An 18,703-nucleotide genomic window follows, 5' to 3' on the forward strand; every position below is an offset into this window, starting at 1 on the left:
GGCCGACTCAGCTTGGCTCAGACGGGCTTCGGTGCGGAGTAGATATCCTCGATCACCGCGTCGAAATCCTTAAGCACCTGGGCGCGCTTGATCTTCAGCGAGGGGGTCAGGTGCCCGGAAGCTTCGGAGAAGTCGGTCGGCACGATCCGGAAGGACTTAATCGCCTCGGCGTGCGACACCGATTCGTTGGCATGATCGACAACTTTCTGGATCGCCGCCAGCACCACCGGCTCCTGCGCGGCAGCGGCAACGTCAATTTCGGCGGAGAGACCGTGATGGGCCGCCCACTGAGGCAAGGCTTCTTCATCTAAGGTGATGAGCGCCGCGATAAATGGCTTACCCTCACCCAGTACAACACACTGAGAAACCAGCGCATCCGCCCGGATCTGGTCTTCCAACTGAGCCGGGGCGACGTTCTTCCCTCCGGCTGTGACAATGATTTCCTTCTTGCGGCCGGTGATGCTGAGGAAGCCCTCCTCGTCTAGTTCACCGATATCTCCGGTATGGAACCAGCCGTCCACAAAGGCTTCGGAACTGAGGTCATCGCGACGGAAGTAGCCGCGCATCACGCTGACGCCCTTGGCTAGGATTTCGCCGTCCTCGGCAATTCTCACGGCATTACCGGGCAGCGGCCTACCCACGGTGCCGATTTTGATTTGCCCCGGCTGATTTACGGTCACCGGGGCGGTGGTCTCGGTGAGTCCATAACCTTCCAGCACGGTAATGCCGACGCCGTAGAAGAAATGCCCCAATCGCTTGCCCAGCGGTCCGCCGCCGGACACAGCATATTCCAGCTGCCCACCCATGGCGGTACGCAGTTTTGTATAGACCAGCTTGTCGAAGATCCCGTGTTTGAGCTTGAGTAAGAAGGGGATCTTGCCTTCCTGCCGGGCCCGCGAATACTCGATGGCGGTTTCGGCGGCCTTGCCGAAGATCTTCCCGCGTCCCTCCGACTCGGCTTTCAGCACCGCGGAGTTATAAACCTTCTCAAAAACCCTCGGCACCGCGAGGATATAGGTCGGTTTGAAGCTCTGGAAATCGGCGAGCAGATTCTTGATATCGGGAGTGTGCCCGGTCCGGGAACCGGCGGCGACATTGAGAATCGAGATAAAGCGGCCAAAAACGTGTGCCAAGGGCAAGAACATAATGGTCTGGGCGCCTTCGCTGGCGACGGCTCCGGCAAGCACCCCCAGGGCATTCTCCGATAGCTCAACGAAGTTGCCGTGAGTCAGTTCGGTGCCCTTGGGGCGTCCAGTGGTACCGGAGGTGTAGATAATGGTAGCGAGATCGCGCAGGCCGGCTGCCGAACGACGTCGTTCAACCTCTTCAGCGGGCACCTCGCGTCCGGCTTCACGGAGCACATCCAGCCCGGCGTCGGCCATTTTCCAGAATTGCTTCATGGTCTGGAGGTCTTCGGATTCGACAGCTGTGCGGGCGGTGGCCAGATGGGCTTCGCTCTCGCCGAAGATTGCCACCGCACCGGAATCGGCCAGGTTCCAGGCAACCTGGCTAGTAGAGGAGGTTTCGTAGACCGGCACCGAGATTGCCCCGGCATACCAGATGGCGAAATCAACCAGGGTCCACTCGTAGCGGGTGCGGGACATAATGCCGATCCGGTCCCCGGGCTCGATGCCGGAAGCAATCAGACCCTTGGCCAGCGCAATAACGTCATCACGGAATTCCGCGGCATGGATATCTCGCCAGCCATCATTTCCATCCCGTACCGCGAACAGCGCCAGATTGGCGGGATCCTTCGCCCTTCTTTCCAACAAGTCAGTGCAGTTGCTCTGCTCCGGAATGTTGACGACGGCTGGTACTGAAATTTCTTGCACGATAGCTCCCTCGATATCTACTGATCAGTAACTTTACTGTGCAAAACCCGGTTTCCCAACTACCTCTTAGAATAATGCTGTGACTGTGCAAAGCCCCCTTTCGGCCTCGACTTCCTCCCGAGGCTTGGCCATCGGCATCGATATCGGAGGCACTAAGGTGGCCGCCGGAGTGGTGGACGAACAGGGGGTGGTGCTTGCCGAACAGCGCCGACGTACTCACAGCAGTGACGCCCGGGCAGTAGAAGCCACCATCGTCGATCTGGTCCGTGAGTTGGGCAGTGTTCACCCGATCAGCTCGGTCGGTATCGGGGCTGCCGGCTGGATGGATCTGAGTGGCGGCACGGTGCTGTTCAGCCCGCACTTGGCTTGGCGGAATGAACCGTTACGAGAAAACCTGGAGCGGCTGCTCGAACGCCCGGTGATGTTGACTAACGACGCCGATGCTGCCGCCTGGGCGGAGTGGAAGTTCGGCAGTGCGCGGGGGGAGAGCAGGCTGGTCTGCGTCACCCTGGGCACCGGCATCGGCGGCGCCATGGTGATGGACGGCAGGGTGGAACGCGGACGCTTTGGAGTCGCCGGAGAATTTGGCCACCAGGTGATTATGCCCGGCGGCCACCGCTGCGAATGCGGCAACCGAGGCTGCTGGGAGCAATACGCTTCAGGCAACGCCCTGGGCCGGGAAGCACGTGAGCTAGCCCGGGCGAACTCCCCGGTGGCTCAGGAGATTCTGCGCGCCGTCGATGGCGAGGTAGACGCTATTACCGGAGCAGTAGTCACCGAGCTGGCCAGGGCAGGGGACGCGGCATCCATTGAATTGATCGAGGACGTCGGCTCCTGGCTCGGACTGGGCCTGGCCAATCTGGCGGCCGCGCTGGACCCCGGGATGTTCGTGGTGGGCGGCGGACTCTGCGAGGCGGGGGACTTATTGCTGGAACCGACCAGGCGAGCTTTCAGCCGAAATCTCACCGGGCGTGGATTCCGCCCAGCGGCGAGCATAAAGCTGGCCCAGCTTGGGCCTGCTGCCGGGCTGATTGGGGCCGCCGATCTCTCCCGGTCACCACTGACCAACGGGGCACGACAGAGCTAGAGCCGCGCGCCGTCGTCGTCGTTTTCGCGTTGACCAGGTAGCCGATAGATCAAGTAGCCCACCGCGAGGATGAACACCAGAATCAAAGCGATAATGGCAAGCAAGGGCGCGTTGCGCCAGAAGATCGCCGCGCAAAGCAGGGCAATTGGGGCGCCCGCTGCGCCTACCCAGGCCAGCGCAATGGCTGGCTCGACGGTGGAGAGCGAGGCTGGTTCCGCGGGGACGAAGTCCTCATCATCCTCCGAGGGGCTGTAATCGCGGGGGCCCGAGAACTCAGGATTGGTGGGCTGAGAGTCGATCCGGCGCACATTGAGCGGGTCGAATTGTTCGAATCCCGGCCTCTGCCGCGGTGTCGAGCCCCGGGGAGATTCAGAGTCCTGACTGCCGAGTAAAGTCTGATCGGAATCTTCCTGCAAGCGGGCTACCAGATCTCGCCAGACCTCGTCCTCTTTCGGGTTTTCCGGTTGCTCGGGATTACTAGACACCGGCAATCTCCTTGAAGAAGGCGCTGGACTGGGCAAAGATTTCCGGGGCATCATGATCAAGAGTGGCCACATGGTAGCTATTGGCTAGTTTCACGATGCGCAGATCCTTGCTGCTTATCCCCTTCTGAATGGCACGCAGCGAAGAATCCGGCACCACATGGTCCACGGTTGACCGGAAAACTATGGTCGGTGCGTTCACTTTGGCTAATCCGGCCGTGGTATCCCGGAACAACTGATTGAGCTGGTGAACCGAAGCCACCGGAGTACGCGGGTAGGCGTGTTCCTCCACCCCCGGCTTGACGATGTCATTGCCAATCGCTGGCACGCTCTTAACGAAATGTTTCAGCAGCCCGGCGAAGCGTGCGCGTGGATCGGCAGCCGTGAGACCCGGATTGACCAGTGCCAAGCCGGCGAGCTGATGGTGTTCGGCCAGTCGAAGTGAGAGTGCCCCGCCCATCGACAGACCAGCGGCAAAGACCAGTTCACAACGGCTGGCAAGTTCCAGATAAGCAGCCTCGACGCCGGTGTACCACTGTTGCCAAGGGGTCTGGCTGAGCTCCTGCCAGCTAGTGCCATGACCGGGCAAGAGCGGCATATTGACCGCAAAACCTTGGGCCGCCAAATCTTCCGCCCAGGGCCGCATGCTCTCCGGCGATCCGGTGAAGCCGTGCGTGACGACCACGCCCATCCGGGACAACTCGCCGCGACCGGCGCTAATCAAAGGTTCGTGCATGGTGCTCGCCTCTAAGGTGCTGTTTTGGTCCAGGGGGTATCCCCTTCAGCAGATTATCTCACTAGAGTAGGGTTGCAGAGTGCTTGGCCCCGATCGAGGAGGCCAGCGGAGCAGTTCTAGAAGAGGCGAGACGTGTTTTATTGGGTAATGAAGAAGATCTTTCTCGGTCCTCTGCTCAAGCTGCTCTTCCGGCCCTGGGTCAAAGGGCTAGACAATGTGCCGGAGACCGGCCCGGCCATTCTGGCGAGTAACCACCTGTCCTTCTCCGATTCCATTTTTATGCCGCTGATGGTCCCGAGGCCGGTGGTTTTCCTGGCCAAATCCGAATACTTTACGGGAGCCGGTCTAAAGGGGCGGCTAACCGCCTTGTTCTTCCGGCTGACAAATCAATTGCCAATGGATCGCTCGGGAGGCGCCGCCTCCGCCAACTCCTTGAGCACGGGCGCGGATGTGCTGGCCAAGGGTGGGCTACTAGGGATTTACCCAGAGGGCACCCGGAGCCCGGACGCCAAGCTATACCGCGGAAAGGTAGGGGTGGCGAAGCTCGTACTCAGTTCCGGTGTGCCGGTGATTCCGGTGGCGATGATCGGCACCGATAAGGTGCAGCCGATTGGTCGCAGGATCCCCAATATTCGCAGGATCGGGATGATCTTCGGCGAACCGATGGACTTCAGCCGTTATCAGGGCATGGAAGAAGACCGCTTTGTGCAGCGCAGTGTCACGGACGAGATCATGTACGAGTTAATGCGGCTCTCCGGCCAGGAATATGTCGATGCTTATGCCAGCACCGTCAAGGAACGGCAGGCTTCCCGCAAGCTTGAGGCGCAGAGCGCTGCGAAGTCTGAGAAGGCTCAGGCGAAGGCTGAAGCGAAAGCCGAGGCGACGCCGTCGTCCGAATCTCCCGCTGAACCTTCGGCTGAACCTTTAGCCGAACCTTCGACCCAAGTAGAGCCAGAGAGCCCGCAAGCCGGTAGCGGAGAAGCCGCTGACTGAGCCGTCATATTATCTGCCTGGAGCGTAGATTACGGCCCCGAGGTCTCATTGCGGGCGCTGAGCAACTAGGCTTATTCTGTGCAAGATCTGACGCAAACCCAGCCAACCACTTTCCCCGACTCTGCGGCCCGGCTCGGCCAGGCCGGTGCAGCGAACTACCCAGGTCTGGACGCCTGGCGCTCGCTGCCGATCTCGCAGCAGCCGAGCTGGCAGGATGAGGGCGTCTATCAAGCATCCGTAAAGGAACTCTCTGCCTTGCCGCCACTGGTTTTTGCCGGTGAAGTGGACGTGCTGCGCGAGCGCCTTGCCCAGGCAGCACAAGGAAAAGCCTTCCTGCTGCAGGGCGGCGACTGTGCCGAGACCTTCGACGCCGCCACCGCTGATCGAATCAGCGCCCGGGTGCGTACCATTTTGCAGATGGCTGTGGTGCTGACCTACGGCGCTTCGCTTCCGGTGATCAAGATGGGCCGAATGGCGGGGCAATTCGCCAAGCCGCGCTCCTCCAACGATGAGACTCGTGACGGTGTCACGCTTCCGGCTTACCGCGGCGATATGGTCAACGGTTACGACTTCACCCCGGAGTCCCGTGGACACGACGCATCCCGCCTGGTCAAGGCGTACCACACCTCGGCATCCACTTTGAATCTGATCCGCGCTTTCACTCAGGGTGGCTTCGCCGATCTGCGCCTGGTGCATCACTGGAACAAGGGTTTCACCCAAAACCCGGCGCACGCTCGCTACGAATCGCTTGCCGCTGAAATCGACCGAGCCATCCGGTTCATGGAAGCCTGTGGCTCCGATTTCGAAGCGCTCAAGCGGACCGAATTCTTTGCGAGCCATGAGGCCTTGCTGCTGGACTATGAGCGAGCCTTGACTCGGATCGATTCCCGCACCGGCAACCCTTACGCCACCAGCGGTCACTTCCTCTGGATCGGAGAACGAACCCGTCAATTGGATTCGGCGCACGTAGATTTCCTGTCCAGGGTGCGCAATCCGATTGGCGTGAAGCTGGGGCCGACCACCACCGGCGACGATGCCTTGCGGCTGATTGACAAGCTCGACCCGAACCGGGAGCCCGGTCGGTTGACCTTCATCACCCGGATGGGCGCGGAGAATATTCGCCAGAAGCTCCCCGCTCTGGTGCAGAAGGTTACCGATTCGGGAGCTCAGGTACTCTGGGTGACCGATCCGATGCACGGCAACACCGTGACCTCTCCCAATGGCTACAAGACTCGTCGCTTCGATGATGTTATCGATGAAGTTCGTGGCTTCTTCGAGGTGCATCAAGGTCTGGGAACCTTCCCGGGCGGTATGCACGTAGAGATGACCGGCGACGATGTGGCGGAGTGCTTGGGCGGTGCGGATCCGGTCGATGAAGAGGCTTTCCTGACCCGGTACGAGTCCGTATGTGATCCTCGTTTGAATCACATGCAGTCGCTAGAGATGGCGTTCTTGGTGTCCGGAGCGTTGTCCCAGGCTTCGCGTTAAATAACGGACGTTCTTCGCCGCGCGTCGAACGCCGCTCGCGATAGGCCAATAGCTTCGGGATAGCCCACTGTAGCGACAGTGGGCTATCCCGAAGTCGTTAAGGTATCCCGAGGCACGTCATACGGTGGTGGTGTGGAGCGGAGGGCAGCGCGTCCACCGGATGAGGTTGCTCCAGAAGGCCGACCCGGTTATCCACATTGGCTCTTTCAGAGCTGTTTTCAACGCGGAGACAGCAGCACACTGGGACGATGGAATTCACACCAGCCTGTTCGGTCATTGCACCCAGAGACGTTCGTTATGGACATCAGGATCATTCGCGCCAATTGCTCCGGAAGTCCCGTCGAGGAACTTTAGTGCGGCTGCACAAAGCCCGTTATGTTGAGACGGGGCAATGGCAAAATCTGGATCAGGGTGACCGGCATTTGCTCGCCATGAAGGCGGTGGCCTCGGCTGCGAGGGAGTGTGCGCCGCTGTTTAGCCGAGAGTCCGCCGCTTTATTGTGGCGATTGCCCATTGGAGTGCTCCCGGAAACGGTGCAAGTGAATATTCCACCGGGGAGTGGCCAGCGGAGTCATGGTTTGGTCCGGCGGAGGCTCTTTCCCTGTCTGGAGGACGGCGGTGATCTGATCGAGGGGCTAAGTGTGACCGGTAAGATCCAAACCGCAGTGGAACTCACCATTTCGCAATCTTTTCCCTGGGCGATTGCCGCGATGGATCGTTTGCTGGGGGACGGCGCAAAGGTGGAGGAAGTCCGAGTGGCGATTCTTAGAATGCCAACTCGTCCCGGACCACGCAAGCCCTCAATGGTGCTCGAACTGGCATCCGCTCAATCCATGTCGGTGGGCGAATCGATCAGTCGCGCCAATATTAACTTGGCTGGTTTGCCTGCGCCGAGTCTGCAGCGATGTTTTCTGGATGGTCATGGATTGATCGGATTTACCGATTTCTACTGGGAGGAGTTCGGCTTAGTAGGCGAGTTCGACGGGCGGATGAAGTATCGAAAAGACGAATATCTCCGCGGACGAGATCCCGCAGAAGTGGTAATAGCGGAGAAAGAGCGGGAAGATCGGCTGCGCGCACTGGGCTTGAAGGTGACTCGTTGGACCTGGGAGACGGCAATTTCATCGGAGAAGCTCCGAGCTCATTTGCTGCAGGCCGGCCTCAGACCCGTCGGGTCCTCACAGAATCGGCGTTCGCGATAGGTCGCTGACCTCGGGATAGCTCATTGGCCCGACGGTGGGCTATCCCGAAGCTATCGGGCTATCGCGAGAAGTGGGTGGGTGGTGGTGGGGGGAGCACCACTGCCACGGAGCGAAATCCTAGACGACGGTGAGCTCGATGACCGTGCCCTCCGGAACCGACGTGTTAATCGGATCCTGCGCTCGGACGGTGCCGAAGAAACCACCCAGAATCTCGGTGACGTTGTACTTGAGGTTGAGCTTTTTGAGCTCGTCGATAGCCTCATCGAGCTGCTTGCCTACAAAGCTGGGCACTTGAACCATCTTCGGGCCCTTGGAGACCACCAAATTCACGGTATCGCCCCTGGTCAATGTTCCCGAACTCGGGTCCTGAGAGACAACTGAACCTGCCGGTATATCGGCGTCGAAAACCTGATCCGGAGCCACCACGACCTTCAAGCCTAGATCGCTCAGAGCTTTGCTGGCGGCGTCCTGGGTCTGGCCAACCACCGCGGGAACCGAGATAGGCTTGGGGCCCTGGGAGACCAGCAGATCGATCGGTGTGTTACTGCGTTTCTGGCTGCCCGCTGCTGGATTCTGGCTCAGGATTTGCCCAGCGGGCACCTTCTCGTCGTATTGCTGGCTTACCTTACCGAGGGCTAGATGGTTCTGGCTTAGGGTTGTCTTGGCCGCGTCAAGTTTACTGCCCACCAGATTTGGCACCTCGTAGAGCTGCGGGCCAAGCGAGACCTGAAGAACCACAGCCTGAAACTTGCGTTGTTCCACGTAAGCCGGAGGGTCGGTGCGGATCACATGGTCAACTGCTATCGCCTCATCATTGACCTGATGCATAGTGGAGTTGAAGCCCAGTCGCTGCAATTCGAGCTGAGCTTCCGCGACGGTTTTGTTGCGCAAATCCGGAACCGTCGCCAAGGCTCCCGGACCTAGCCCGAAGAACCAGCCTGCACCCGCACCAAGAAGCGCCAGGATAAGGATCAGGATCAACCAAATCAGCCCCCGTCGACGAGGGTGTCCTCGCCGCAAGGTGGTTAGCGGAGTGGAGGCATTCCGGACCGCCTCGCGTTGAGCCGCCTTATTTGCCTTTTTCTCGGCTTTCCGCTCGGCTCGCGGACTGAGCGGAGCAAGCTCCTCCAACTCTCCGGTTGCTGTGCTCAGCGGCTGCCGGTTCATCACCGTGGTTGGTTGAGGAGCCCGATTGAGTAGTTCCGTTGGATGTGCCGCAGCGGAGATCAATTGGGTGGGCCTGACCTCAGGCGGGAAGGCCTGGGTAGCTTGCACCTGGGAGGTAGGGGCGTACGACGGCGGTATGGGTGCCTGGCGCTGTAGCGGAGAGTAATCGAGCTGCTCATCGCTCAGCGTGGCGCGGATATGCCTTAGTTCGCCCAGCAGCGCATCGGCGTCATGCGGGCGATCCTCCGGATCGGCTTCGGTGCACCAACGGACCAGCTCATCCAGATCCGGAGCTAGGCCCGGTAACACCGAGGAAGGCGCGGGCACGGTGGAATTCACATGCTGATAAGCCACCTGAATAGGCACTTCGCCTCGGAAAGGCTGTTCGCCGGTGAGTAATTCGTAAAGCATGATGCCCACTGCATAGATATCGCTGCGCGCATCTGCGGTCCGCCCCATCACCAATTCGGGGGAGAGGTAAGCTACCGTGCCAATCAGGGTTCCGGTGTTGGTTGAAGTGGTTACTGCCCGAGCCAAGCCAAAGTCGCCGATCTTGATCCTGCCGTCGTCGGCGATCAGAACGTTTTCCGGTTTGACATCGCGGTGCACCAGACCAGCTCGATGCGCGGCGGCCAGCCCTTCGACCACGGCATCCAGATAGGCCAAGGTCAGTCGAGGTGTGAGCACGTGGTGTTGGAGCAGCACATCGCGCAGGGTGTGACCGGGAAGGTACTCCATCACCAGATAAGCCAACTGATGGCCGTCCCGTTGTTCCTCGCCTTGGTCCAGCACTCCGACGACGTGTGGGTGGGAAAGCTTGGCAGCCGCCTTAGCCTCGGCTCCCAGCCGATCTAAGAAGGACTCATCCATGCTCAGATGAGGGTGTAGCACCTTCAGGGCTACTGGACGATCCAAGCGCAGGTCAGTGGCAAGGTAGACAGTGGCCATTCCGCCACGTGCCACCTTGCTCAGCACTCTGTACCGTTGGTCGACAATCGACCCTACCAACGGCTCTTGAACCTTCTCCTGCACCCTTTGATACTAGGCGGTGATGCGAAAAGAGCCTGGATTCAACACTCAATTCACTGCTCAAAGCCGAAGATATTCAGCCGGGACTAGTTAACCGAAACTAATTACCGGAATCGTGCCTGTAAGGCTAGTACCGAGGCGACGTACTGCTTGGTGTCATTGAACATGCCGTGCTTGGACACCGAATACTGGCCCTGGTAATAGCCAGCGACCGCAAGTTTGACCGAGGGTGAGGTGGCAACCAGTGCCCTGATGATCGCGATTCCGGCCACCACGTTATCTCGCGGGTTGAGCAGGTTTAGGTGCCGTCCCACCAACTGAGAGGCCCATTCGCCGGAGGAGGGGATCACCTGCATGGCACCGATGGCGTTCGCGGGAGAGACGGCTTGGGCATTAAACCCGGATTCTTGCCAGGCAAAGGCCAGGGCAAGCGAGGGATCCACTCCCATCTGCTTCGCGGTGCTGGCGATCAGGGCCTTCATCTGGCTTGGGCTGGGTACCGGTGCGGCCATTAACGCGGCCTTGTTCTTATTGGCTTGGGCGACCACGGCCTCCGGATAGGTGTAATTCAGGAAGGTGCTGGGCACCAGTTGTTGGGGAGTGGCATTGGTGCTTCCGCTGGCGACCGTGCTGCCGGGGATCTTCAGCGTCTTTCCCGCATAGATGATGCTGCTCAGGCTGAGTCGGTTGGCTTGTAGCAGGCTTTGCAGACTGATTCGGTATCGCGCTGCGATGCCGCTGAGGGTGTCTCCGGCCTTGATTCGGTAGCTGCCGGCCGTGGCTTGAACTGGCACGGCGGCTGGTTTGCTGGCCGTGGGCTTGCTAGCGGCTGGCTGCGAGGCTGCCGTGCCGGGAATCTTCAGGGTTCTACCTGTGTAGATGATGCTGCTCAGGCTGAGTCGGTTGGCTTGTAGCAGGCTTTGCAGGCTGATTCGGTATCGCGCTGCGATGCCGCTGAGGGTGTCTCCAGCCTTGATTCGGTAGCTGCCCGCCGTGGCTTGAACCGGCGCCGCTGCCGGTTTGCTGGCCGCGGGCTTGCTGGTGGCCGGGCGAGGTGCCGCCGAGCCAGTGAGCTTGATGCGTTGCCCCGGATAGATCAAGGTCATGGTGCCGAAGCCATTCAGCTTCAGCACGGTGTTCATATTTAGTCGATACTTGGCGGCGATGGCGCTGATGGTATCGCCGGGGCGAACGACATAGCTACCGGGAACATTCGAAGCGGGCTTGAGAGTTGGCACCTGGCTGGCCACCGAGGCAGCCGGAATCCGGTTGGTTGAGGACTGGGCGGTAACAGCGGTGCTGAGGGTTCCAGTGGAACCGAGACTTTGGGGGAGCCCAGTCGGTGCAGGGGCTGCCATTGCGGGCTGAGCCAGCGCGAGCGAAGAGAGTGCAATGACCGGCAGGGCAGCAGTGCCCACCATGACCATTTGCTTACGTTTAGTCGTTTCGGATTTGAGCTGCCGCGCGGGTGTCATGACCTGTCCTCACGTTTGTGGCTGATGTTGCCAGAGTTATCTATGTTTCTAATGTGACCTATGTGAATTTACACCAAATTTCGCATACCACAAGAGAATGTTGGTGATCGGCATTGAAGATGCGGCGTGTCGTCAACTGTGATATGCAAGGCAAAACGGAGTGGAATGGCCGAAAATATGGCAGGCTTATGTTGTGAGCACTGCTGAAAACAATCCGATAGAAGACGCCGCAGGCGATGCCCTGCGGTCGGCCAATAAACTCGAAGCACTCGTCGGGAACTGGTTGCCGTTGCCTGATGTGGCCGAACTGCTAGACATCTCGGTTACCCGGGTACATGCCCTCATCGGTGATCGCTCGCTTTTGGCTCTGCGGATAGGGGAACGAAAGATCCGTTCGGTACCCGCGGAGTTCTTCACCGAAAACGATGTGCTGGACAGCCTCAAGGGCACTCTGGTGGTGCTTGCCGACGCCGGGTTCAGTGACGAAGATGCGCTTAGCTGGCTTTTCACCGAAGATGAGTCTCTTCCCGGGCGTCCGATCGATGCTTTGCGGTCCGGACGAAAGACCGAGATCCGACGCCGGGCACAAGCCTTAGCCTGGTAGTCCTAGGCGTTGCGTTGCACGGCGGCTTGAGCCATGGTGCGCAGCGCGAAGCCGGTGAAATCGTCCACCGTTAAAGTGTCAAGGGCTGCGAAGGCCCGTGAGCTATATTCCTCGATTAACTTTTCGGTAGCGGCAACCGCTCCGCATTCGACCATGATTGCCCGAATCCGGGTGATATCGGCTTCCGGCAAATCAGGAATGCCCAGCCCCTGGTCCACAAACTCTGCGTCTTCTGCGCCAGCCAGTTGCAGGGTATAGCCGATCAGTACGGTTCTTTTGCCTTCGCGCAGATCATCACCGGCGGGTTTGCCGGTGGTCTGCGGATCGCCGAAAACCCCGAGCATATCGTCTCGCAACTGGAACGCCTCACCGAGAGGCAAAGCGAAGTCCGAATAACCACTCAGTAACTCGGCAGAGCCGCCAGCCAACGCCCCGCCAAGTACCAGCGGGTGTTCGGTGGAGTATTTCGCGGCCTTGTAGCGGATGATGGCCTGAGCCCGCTCCACGGCAAGTGCAGGCCCGCGTGAGGGGCCAGCAACTTCTTCCAGAATGTCCAGGTATTGCCCGGCCATCACCTCCGCCCGCATGGTGTTGAAAACTGTTCGCGCGGTGCCGCTGCCCTCTCCGGCCACGCTGGCAAAGACCTCCTCGCTAAACGATAAGCACAGGTCTCCGGCCAGGATGGCGGCGGCGTGACCAAAGCGCTCTGGGTCCAAGGCCCAGCGCTGTCGTTGATGCAATTGGCTGAATTGGCGATGCACGCTGGGGGCGCCTCGGCGGATATCGGAACGGTCGATAATATCGTCGTGAATTAACGCAGCCGCTTGAAATAACTCAAGGGAGGCACCAGTGGCGACAATCGCCGTCGTATTAGCCGGATCGCCTCCGGCACCTCGCCATCCCCAGTAGCACAGCAGTGCCCGCATTCGCTTTCCACCGCTGGCCAGGTCTGCAATGGTGTCGATAAGTGCCGTGGCATCCGCGGAGATGGCGGTGAGTTCTTCACGCTTGAGCGCCAGAAAACCCCGCAACTCATCGGCAACCGCATGTACAAAATCGCCCTGAGTCTGGTTCAGCAGTTCCGCAGGATCGCCGTGACTCACTTGAGCGAGGCCGTCTCTACACTTGCTCCTAAGGTAAAGGTATTAGTTCCCGCGTCCGAGCTGATCGAGAGATTAATGCTCTCTTTGCCGTCCTTACGGACGAAGTCTTTGCTCACCACGGATCCGATATCTCCGCCCGCGAGTAGCGTGAATCCCTGGGCTTTGAAGCTCTTGGTATAGAAATCGACGATGGCCTTGGACGTACTCTTGGTGGTGCCAACCAGTGAAACGGTGGCCGGGGAGTTGCTCTTATCCACGGCGCTCAGTTTGATGCTGGCACCGGGCAGGAGCGGGAGTAAAGTCTTAGGAAAATCGGCGACTAGCGCGCCCACCGTGGACTGGGTTTTGGACGACGGGGTGCCGCTTGCGGTCGCCGTTCCGGTGCTGCTGTTGCTAGCGCTGGAACTACTGCTTGCGCTTTGAGTGGAGGCGGCGGTGCTCGAAGCGGTCGAGCTTTCGCTAGCTTGTGGGGCAGGGCTGCTACAGCCGGCAACGGCCAATAGAGACAGCAGGATCCCGGCAGCAGCCAGGGTGGACTTAGGCGGTATCGAGGCTCGAATCACCTCTCCATTCTAAGCGAGGAGCCGCCGGTGCCGAGGAAGGCAAGAATGCCAGCCGGAAACTGTCGGTGCTCAGAACTAAACTGAAAGAGCCATGACCGCCAAGAATCCACGCAATACTCAGCCTCCTGCTCGCCCTCCCTCGGCGCGCCAGGAGACTGCCAACCGAGAAGAATATCGGGACTGCACTATTCTGCACGTCGATATGGACGCCTTCTTTGTTGCCGTCGAGCAACGGGAAAATCCGGGGCTACTGGGGAAACCGGTGATCGTAGGCTTCCCTCAAGGGCGTTCCGTGGTGCTTTCCGCCTCCTATGAGGCCAGGGCTTTCGGTGTTCGTTCGGCGATGCCGATGTCCGCGGCGATAAGGCTCTGCCCGCAAGCGGTGATCGTTGAGCCCAGACATCAACAGTATTACCAGATGTCGAAGGTGCTGATGGAACTGTTCTCCTCCATCACCGACAAGGTAGAACCGCTGAGTGTGGACGAGGCATTTTTAGATGTGGCTGGGGCGATGCGGCGGCTCGGCCCACCGCTGCAGATTGCGCAGCTAATTCGACGACGAGTGAAGGCAGAGCTCGGAGTAACCGCCTCCGTGGGGATTGCGGCGAGCAAATTTGTGGCAAAAATAGCGTCCGCGCGTTGCAAGCCCGATGGCTTGCTGCTGATCCCGAAGGCGGACACCGTGGCCTATTTGCACACCTTGCCGGCCAGAGCGCTGTGGGGTGTGGGGGCTAAGACCATGGTGGTGTTGGAGGGGCTGGGAGTCCATACCGTGGAGCAAATCGCCAATACCCCGATCGCCGTGCTGCGCCGCGCGCTGGGCGCCAGCGGCGAGCACGTACATCGACTAGCGTGGGGCATCGATCCACGCGAGGTGACGCCAGTTCGGGTGGAGAAGAGCATTGGGGCGGAGGAAACCTTTGCGGTCGATACCGCGCAGGAGGCTCCCTTGCGCCGCGAGTTGCTGAGGCTAGCCCATCGAGTCGGCGGGCGTCTGCGAGCCAGCAGTTATTTCACTCGCACGGTGGCATTGAAGCTGCGCTATGCGGATTTCTCTACGATCAGTCGCTCCAGAACCTTGGCGGTTCCGGTGGACAGTGCGCAATTGATCTATCAAACCGGAATCCAACTGCTCGAGGCGATAGGGGAACGTCCTATGGCGGTGCGGTTGATTGGATTGCGGGCGGAAGGTTTGGAGCTTTCCGGCCAGACCTCGGTGCAACTGTCTTTAGAACGCCGGGACGATAACTGGCGTGGTGCCGAAGCAGTGATTGACGCGGTCAGTCAGAAGTTTGGAAACGCGGGAGTTCGGCCCGCTAGTTTGCTGGAAAAACCTGGGTCCGAAGAAGGCTAAATGGTGACGGTTCGGTTGCTTTTCCGCAATGGCTTTTAGTTCTGGGCGGAGGAGCCTATTCTTAAGGGGAGGGCGAAGATTCGACGATTTTCGCCAACACCGGAACCAGTAGCATGCCGGTATTCGTTGATAGGGCGAGACCGGCACATGACGGTATGTTGCTGGGGGGACCTGAAGGAGGTCGTGATGCCACTGTCGGAGCACGAACAGAGGCTGCTCGATCAGCTCGAACAGCAGTTGCATGACACTGACCCCAAGTTTGCCCATGCCCTGGGAACTGACCAGGTTCGCAGACTTTCAGCCCGGCACATCGCCCTTGGTGTGCTGATCAGCGTTCTCGGTATCGTGGTACTCATCCTTGGTGTAGCCACTCAGCAGATCCTGCTGGGCGTACTCGGATTCGTGATGATGGGTGCCGGCGTCTTCGTCGCGACGATGCGCCGTGGAACGGCCAAGACCCCGGCTTCGGAGGACGGAGCCAAGGTTTCCGGACCGAAGAGCGGTTTTATGACGAACTTGGAAGAGCGCTGGGAACAGCGTCATCGAGGTGAGTAACCTCCTTTGAACGTTTCTGGTGTAGCTCACCGACCCGGCTAGGCGTCCGGTCTGTGCGTTTGGACGTACTTTGAAACCCTTGTGGCTTAGGCCCAAGGGTTTTTTGGTTTAAGCGGGGTTTTGCTTGGGTGTTAGCCCGGTTCAAGTCTTCGGGTGTTTGTGCTGATGGCGCGCGCGAGGCATCCTCCACTTCGCTCCCCGGCCAATGATTGGCTTGGTCAAATCAGCTAAAAAGCCCATTTTTAGACGGTTGGACCAGCAGAGGTCAGCGAATCCTGGCTTTTCGAGCCATTTTCCCTCCACTTCACTCCCCATCAATTAAAGGCCTGGATTCGCGCGGAATTTGGGGTGAAACTCATCCCGACACACGGGAATAAAGTCGTGCTGGGCGTTGACGGTGGGGGATTGTGGGGTAAAGTGGAGCGAGTAAGAGGGTAGTGGTGAGAGGGGTGGTGGAGTGTTCCTAGGAACTCATTCGCCACGCCTAGATGAGAAGGGTCGATTGATCCTTCCAGCTAAGTTCAGGGATGAACTGGGCAACGGTTTGGTCCTCACTCGAGGACAAGAGCGTTGCATCTACGTCTTCAGTCAGCGCGAATTCGAACGTATTCATGAGCAGATGAGAGATGCACCCATCTCGAGTCGGCAAGCTCGCGACTATATTCGAGTTTTCCTCTCTGGAGCCTCGGACGAAATGCCGGACAAGCAGGGGCGCGTCACCATTCCGGCGGCGCTTCGGTCCTATGCCGGCTTGGAACGAGAGCTAGCCGTGATTGGCGCTGGCTCACGGGCCGAAATCTGGGACGCCACAGCGTGGGCGGACTACTTAGAAGAGAAGGAAAACTCCTTCTCGGATACCGACAGTGTGGACAACGCAATTCCAGGCATTTTGTAGAGCTTCTTGAGCGAGATCTCCAGCCGCCCTGCGCCACCTGACTCACCTTCCCCGGAGTCAGGCGGAGGGCATGGCGCGGATGGGGATCTGGTTTAAGAAGGCTCGATATGGCCGGAGCAATGGCCGGCGACGGCAGAACATGAGGGGGCAGCAGTGGTCACACCACCACCGTCTGCGGCTGCCTCTCGGCACACTCCGGTTTTGCGCGAGCGTTGCGTCAACTTGCTGGCGCCAGGAATCGAGTCGGCTAATGCTCGCGGTGAGCGCGCCGTCGTCATTGATGCCACCCTCGGCATGGGCGGCCACAGCGAAGCCCTCTTGGAACGCTTCGACAATCTTCACCTGATCGGCATCGACCGTGACACTCAGGCGCTCGACCTCGCGGGCGACCGACTGGCTAAATATGCAGAGCGGATCGACCTGGTTCACGCGGTCTACGACGAGATCGACGAAGTGCTGGAAGACCTTGGCTTAGCTGCCGTGGCTAGCGTGCACGGTGTGCTGATGGATTTAGGGGTTTCCTCCTTGCAGCTCGACGAGGCCGAGCGTGGCTTCGCTTACTCTTACGACGCACCTTTGGATATGCGGATGGATACCAGCCGCGGACAGAGTGCCGCCGAGGTAGTCAATGGCTACAGCGAAGCCGAACTAGCGTCGGTGATCCGCCGCTGGGGAGAAGAGAAATTTGCTTCTCGGATTGCCCGGCAGATCGTGGCGGCTCGGCAGCAGAAGCCCTTGCAGAGCACGAGCGAATTGGTCGAGGTGATTAGGCGGGCAGTCCCGGCTGCCGCCGCCCGAACGGGAGGTCACCCCGCGAAGCGCACCTTCCAAGCCTTGCGGATCGAGGTCAACGAGGAACTTGAGGTTCTTCAACGAGCGGTTCCCACCGCGGTAGCGGCTCTGGCCATCGGAGGTCGAGCAGTGGTCATGTCCTACCACTCGCTGGAGGACAAGATCGTCAAGAAAGTGTTCAGTGCGGGAGCTACCTCCAGCGCGCCTCCCGGGTTCCCCGTGGAACTGGAGGAGCACAAAGCAGATTTGAAAATTCTTACCAAGGGCACTGAAGTGCCGACCGAGGCGGAAATTGCGGAGAACCCGCGAGCCGCCTCGGCACGGCTACGAGCAGTAGAGCGCATCAAAAAGAGGAGAACCCCGTGACCCAGCCACAGGCCACCCGGACCAGCCGTCCCACCGCAACGTCATCCCGACGTGCACCGAAGGCCCCGATCCTCAGAACCGATCAACGGGTTAGTGCGCCGAGTGCAAGCCCCCAGAATAAGAGTCCACAGAGTGGGAGTGCCCAGGGTAGGAGTGCACAGAATCAGGGTGCACAGAGCAAGGGGCCTCGGAGCACAAGCCAGAGTAAGAATCTTGGCGATATCAACCTGAACGCTGCAACAGCCGGAGCGACCGCCCGGGTGCTGAATCCGCTCAGCTCACCGCTTGGCTCGGAAGCCGCACCTTCCCGGGCACGCACTCCGCTCTCCCTGGTGCGCTCCCAGCCGGGCCGACGTCGTGCCCCCTTTGTGGTTTTCTGCTTCTTAGCGCTGGTCGCGGCGATGGCTACCGTGTTGGTGCTGAATATCTCGGTGTCCTCCGGTCAGTACGAACTAGTGCAGTTGAACAATAAGAAAGACACCCTGGTCAAGCAGAATCAAGTTCTGACACAGCAGGTACAAAACGCCCAAGCTCCGCAGAATTTGGTCAAGCGAGCGCAACAATTGGGAATGGTAGCTGCCAACACAACAGGACAGATCAATGTGGACACCCAGACCATCGCGGGATCGCCCGCACCTGCAACTGCTCAAGCCAAGCCAATGCCGTTAATTGCGGCGCCGGAAATCGGTGGAATGCTGCCGGCCAGTGCCACCACGACCGGGACCGAAGCGAGTTCCAAGACGACCAGCAACGCGGCACCCTTGGCCGCCAGTGCTGATCTTGGCAGCGCGCCGTTTAGCAGTAGCTACACCCCAGCTCCGGAAACGGCGCCGGCAGCGCAGACAGTGTCTCAGCCAGACTTGCACGGTGGCACCATTCCTTCCCCCGAGCAAAAGACTCCGAACCAGAACTAAAGCGCGGACCGAGCTCTTCCTAGCGCGACGCACCACCGACAGAACTAGTCTGAAACGTAACGAGGC

17 protein-coding genes are annotated in these 18,703 nt (G+C 59.6%); 10 read left to right on the top strand and 7 right to left on the bottom strand.

Annotated elements, in window-relative coordinates; translation table 11 throughout:
• Positions 1-17 precede the first annotated feature (17 nt).
• Positions 18-1,832 carry an AMP-binding protein gene (locus tag FHU41_RS00805; protein WP_179387778.1) on the bottom strand — a complete coding sequence of 605 codons (1,815 nt, stop codon included), beginning with the start codon at positions 1,830-1,832 and terminating at the stop codon, positions 18-20.
• Between the two features lie 79 nt (positions 1,833-1,911).
• On the opposite strand from FHU41_RS00805, the gene FHU41_RS00810 reads away from it, so the two are divergent.
• Entirely contained in the window at positions 1,912-2,919 is a 1,008-nt protein-coding gene (locus FHU41_RS00810; RefSeq protein WP_179387779.1) for an ROK family glucokinase, read from the top strand.
• Here FHU41_RS00810 and FHU41_RS00815 read toward each other — a convergent pair.
• Both FHU41_RS00815 and FHU41_RS00820 read right to left on the bottom strand, forming a co-directional pair.
• A complete protein-coding gene (locus FHU41_RS00815; protein WP_343046209.1) occupies positions 2,916-3,404 on the bottom strand; it encodes a hypothetical protein in 489 nt (162 codons plus the stop codon). The genes FHU41_RS00810 and FHU41_RS00815 overlap by 4 nt on opposite strands.
• A complete protein-coding gene (locus FHU41_RS00820) occupies positions 3,397-4,137 on the bottom strand; it encodes an alpha/beta hydrolase (protein ID WP_179387781.1) in 741 nt (246 codons plus the stop codon). The genes FHU41_RS00815 and FHU41_RS00820 overlap by 8 nt, the downstream gene beginning before the upstream one ends.
• Positions 4,138-4,269: 132 nt before the next feature.
• Between FHU41_RS00820 and FHU41_RS00825 the strand changes: the two genes are divergently transcribed.
• The 3 genes from FHU41_RS00825 to FHU41_RS00835 all read left to right on the top strand — a co-directional run bounded on the left by FHU41_RS00825 (position 4,270) and on the right by FHU41_RS00835 (position 7,820).
• Positions 4,270-5,130, top strand: a complete 861-nt coding sequence (locus FHU41_RS00825; protein WP_179387782.1) for a 1-acyl-sn-glycerol-3-phosphate acyltransferase — start codon at positions 4,270-4,272, stop codon at positions 5,128-5,130.
• 87 nt (positions 5,131-5,217) lie between these two features.
• Positions 5,218-6,618: a class II 3-deoxy-7-phosphoheptulonate synthase gene (locus tag FHU41_RS00830; protein ID WP_179389049.1), complete on the top strand. Its 1,401-nt coding sequence runs from the start codon at positions 5,218-5,220 to the stop codon at positions 6,616-6,618.
• Between the two features lie 248 nt (positions 6,619-6,866).
• Positions 6,867-7,820, top strand: coding sequence for a hypothetical protein (locus tag FHU41_RS00835; protein ID WP_179387783.1), 954 nt, complete (start codon positions 6,867-6,869; stop codon positions 7,818-7,820).
• Between the two features lie 117 nt (positions 7,821-7,937).
• Here the strand turns inward: FHU41_RS00835 and pknB are convergent, their stop codons facing one another.
• Together pknB and FHU41_RS00845 are read right to left on the bottom strand one after the other, a co-directional pair.
• Positions 7,938-10,019, bottom strand: coding sequence for a Stk1 family PASTA domain-containing Ser/Thr kinase (gene pknB, locus FHU41_RS00840; protein WP_179387784.1), 2,082 nt, complete (start codon positions 10,017-10,019; stop codon positions 7,938-7,940).
• A 101-nt stretch (positions 10,020-10,120) separates the two neighbouring features.
• Positions 10,121-11,491 carry a lytic transglycosylase domain-containing protein gene (locus tag FHU41_RS00845; protein ID WP_246279394.1) on the bottom strand — a complete coding sequence of 457 codons (1,371 nt, stop codon included), beginning with the start codon at positions 11,489-11,491 and terminating at the stop codon, positions 10,121-10,123.
• Positions 11,492-11,732: 241 nt separating this feature from the next.
• On the opposite strand from FHU41_RS00845, the gene FHU41_RS00850 reads away from it, so the two are divergent.
• Positions 11,733-12,095, top strand: a complete 363-nt coding sequence (locus FHU41_RS00850; protein ID WP_218846982.1) for an Rv2175c family DNA-binding protein — start codon at positions 11,733-11,735, stop codon at positions 12,093-12,095.
• Positions 12,096-12,097: 2 nt separating this feature from the next.
• On the opposite strand, the gene FHU41_RS00855 is transcribed toward FHU41_RS00850, so the two are convergent.
• Complete coding sequence (locus tag FHU41_RS00855; protein ID WP_343046210.1) at positions 12,098-13,198, bottom strand: polyprenyl synthetase family protein; 1,101 nt, start codon at positions 13,196-13,198, stop codon at positions 12,098-12,100.
• Positions 13,195-13,761 carry a hypothetical protein gene (locus FHU41_RS00860; RefSeq protein ID WP_179387785.1) on the bottom strand — a complete coding sequence of 189 codons (567 nt, stop codon included), beginning with the start codon at positions 13,759-13,761 and terminating at the stop codon, positions 13,195-13,197. Before FHU41_RS00860 ends, FHU41_RS00855 begins: the two co-directional genes overlap by 4 nt.
• 91 nt (positions 13,762-13,852) lie before the next feature.
• Here FHU41_RS00860 and dinB point away from each other — a divergent pair, with 91 nt between their 5' ends.
• From dinB to ftsL, 5 genes are all read left to right on the top strand, one after another.
• Positions 13,853-15,115 carry a DNA polymerase IV gene (gene dinB, locus FHU41_RS00865; RefSeq protein WP_179387786.1) on the top strand — a complete coding sequence of 421 codons (1,263 nt, stop codon included), beginning with the start codon at positions 13,853-13,855 and terminating at the stop codon, positions 15,113-15,115.
• 186 nt (positions 15,116-15,301) lie between these two features.
• Positions 15,302-15,670: a DUF3040 domain-containing protein gene (locus FHU41_RS00870; RefSeq protein ID WP_179387787.1), complete on the top strand. Its 369-nt coding sequence runs from the start codon at positions 15,302-15,304 to the stop codon at positions 15,668-15,670.
• 457 nt (positions 15,671-16,127) lie between these two features.
• Positions 16,128-16,565, top strand: a complete 438-nt coding sequence (gene mraZ / locus FHU41_RS00875; RefSeq protein WP_179387788.1) for a division/cell wall cluster transcriptional repressor MraZ — start codon at positions 16,128-16,130, stop codon at positions 16,563-16,565.
• A gap of 153 nt (positions 16,566-16,718) precedes the next feature.
• Positions 16,719-17,723: a 16S rRNA (cytosine(1402)-N(4))-methyltransferase RsmH gene (gene rsmH, locus FHU41_RS00880; RefSeq protein WP_179387789.1), complete on the top strand. Its 1,005-nt coding sequence runs from the start codon at positions 16,719-16,721 to the stop codon at positions 17,721-17,723.
• Positions 17,720-18,637 carry a cell division protein FtsL gene (gene ftsL / locus FHU41_RS00885; RefSeq protein ID WP_246279395.1) on the top strand — a complete coding sequence of 306 codons (918 nt, stop codon included), beginning with the start codon at positions 17,720-17,722 and terminating at the stop codon, positions 18,635-18,637. Before rsmH ends, ftsL begins: the two co-directional genes overlap by 4 nt.
• Positions 18,638-18,703: the final 66 nt, after the last annotated feature.

It is taken from the genome of Psychromicrobium silvestre, assembly GCF_013408295.1.
GTDB classification, from domain to species: Bacteria; Actinomycetota; Actinomycetes; order Actinomycetales; family Micrococcaceae; genus Renibacterium; species Renibacterium silvestre.

Bases quoted from the DNA above. Each gene is read 5' to 3' on its own strand.
- FHU41_RS00820 (WP_179387781.1), bottom strand. From the start codon at position 4,137: ATGCACGAACCTTTGATTAGCGCCGGTCGCGGCGAGTTGTCCCGGATG.
- FHU41_RS00835 (WP_179387783.1), top strand. From the start codon at position 6,867: ATGGAATTCACACCAGCCTGTTCGGTCATTGCACCCAGAGACGTTCGT.
- FHU41_RS00845 (WP_246279394.1), bottom strand. From the start codon at position 11,491: ATGACACCCGCGCGGCAGCTCAAATCCGAAACGACTAAACGTAAGCAA.
- dinB (WP_179387786.1), top strand. From the start codon at position 13,853: ATGACCGCCAAGAATCCACGCAATACTCAGCCTCCTGCTCGCCCTCCC.
- FHU41_RS00870 (WP_179387787.1), top strand. From the start codon at position 15,302: ATGCCACTGTCGGAGCACGAACAGAGGCTGCTCGATCAGCTCGAACAG.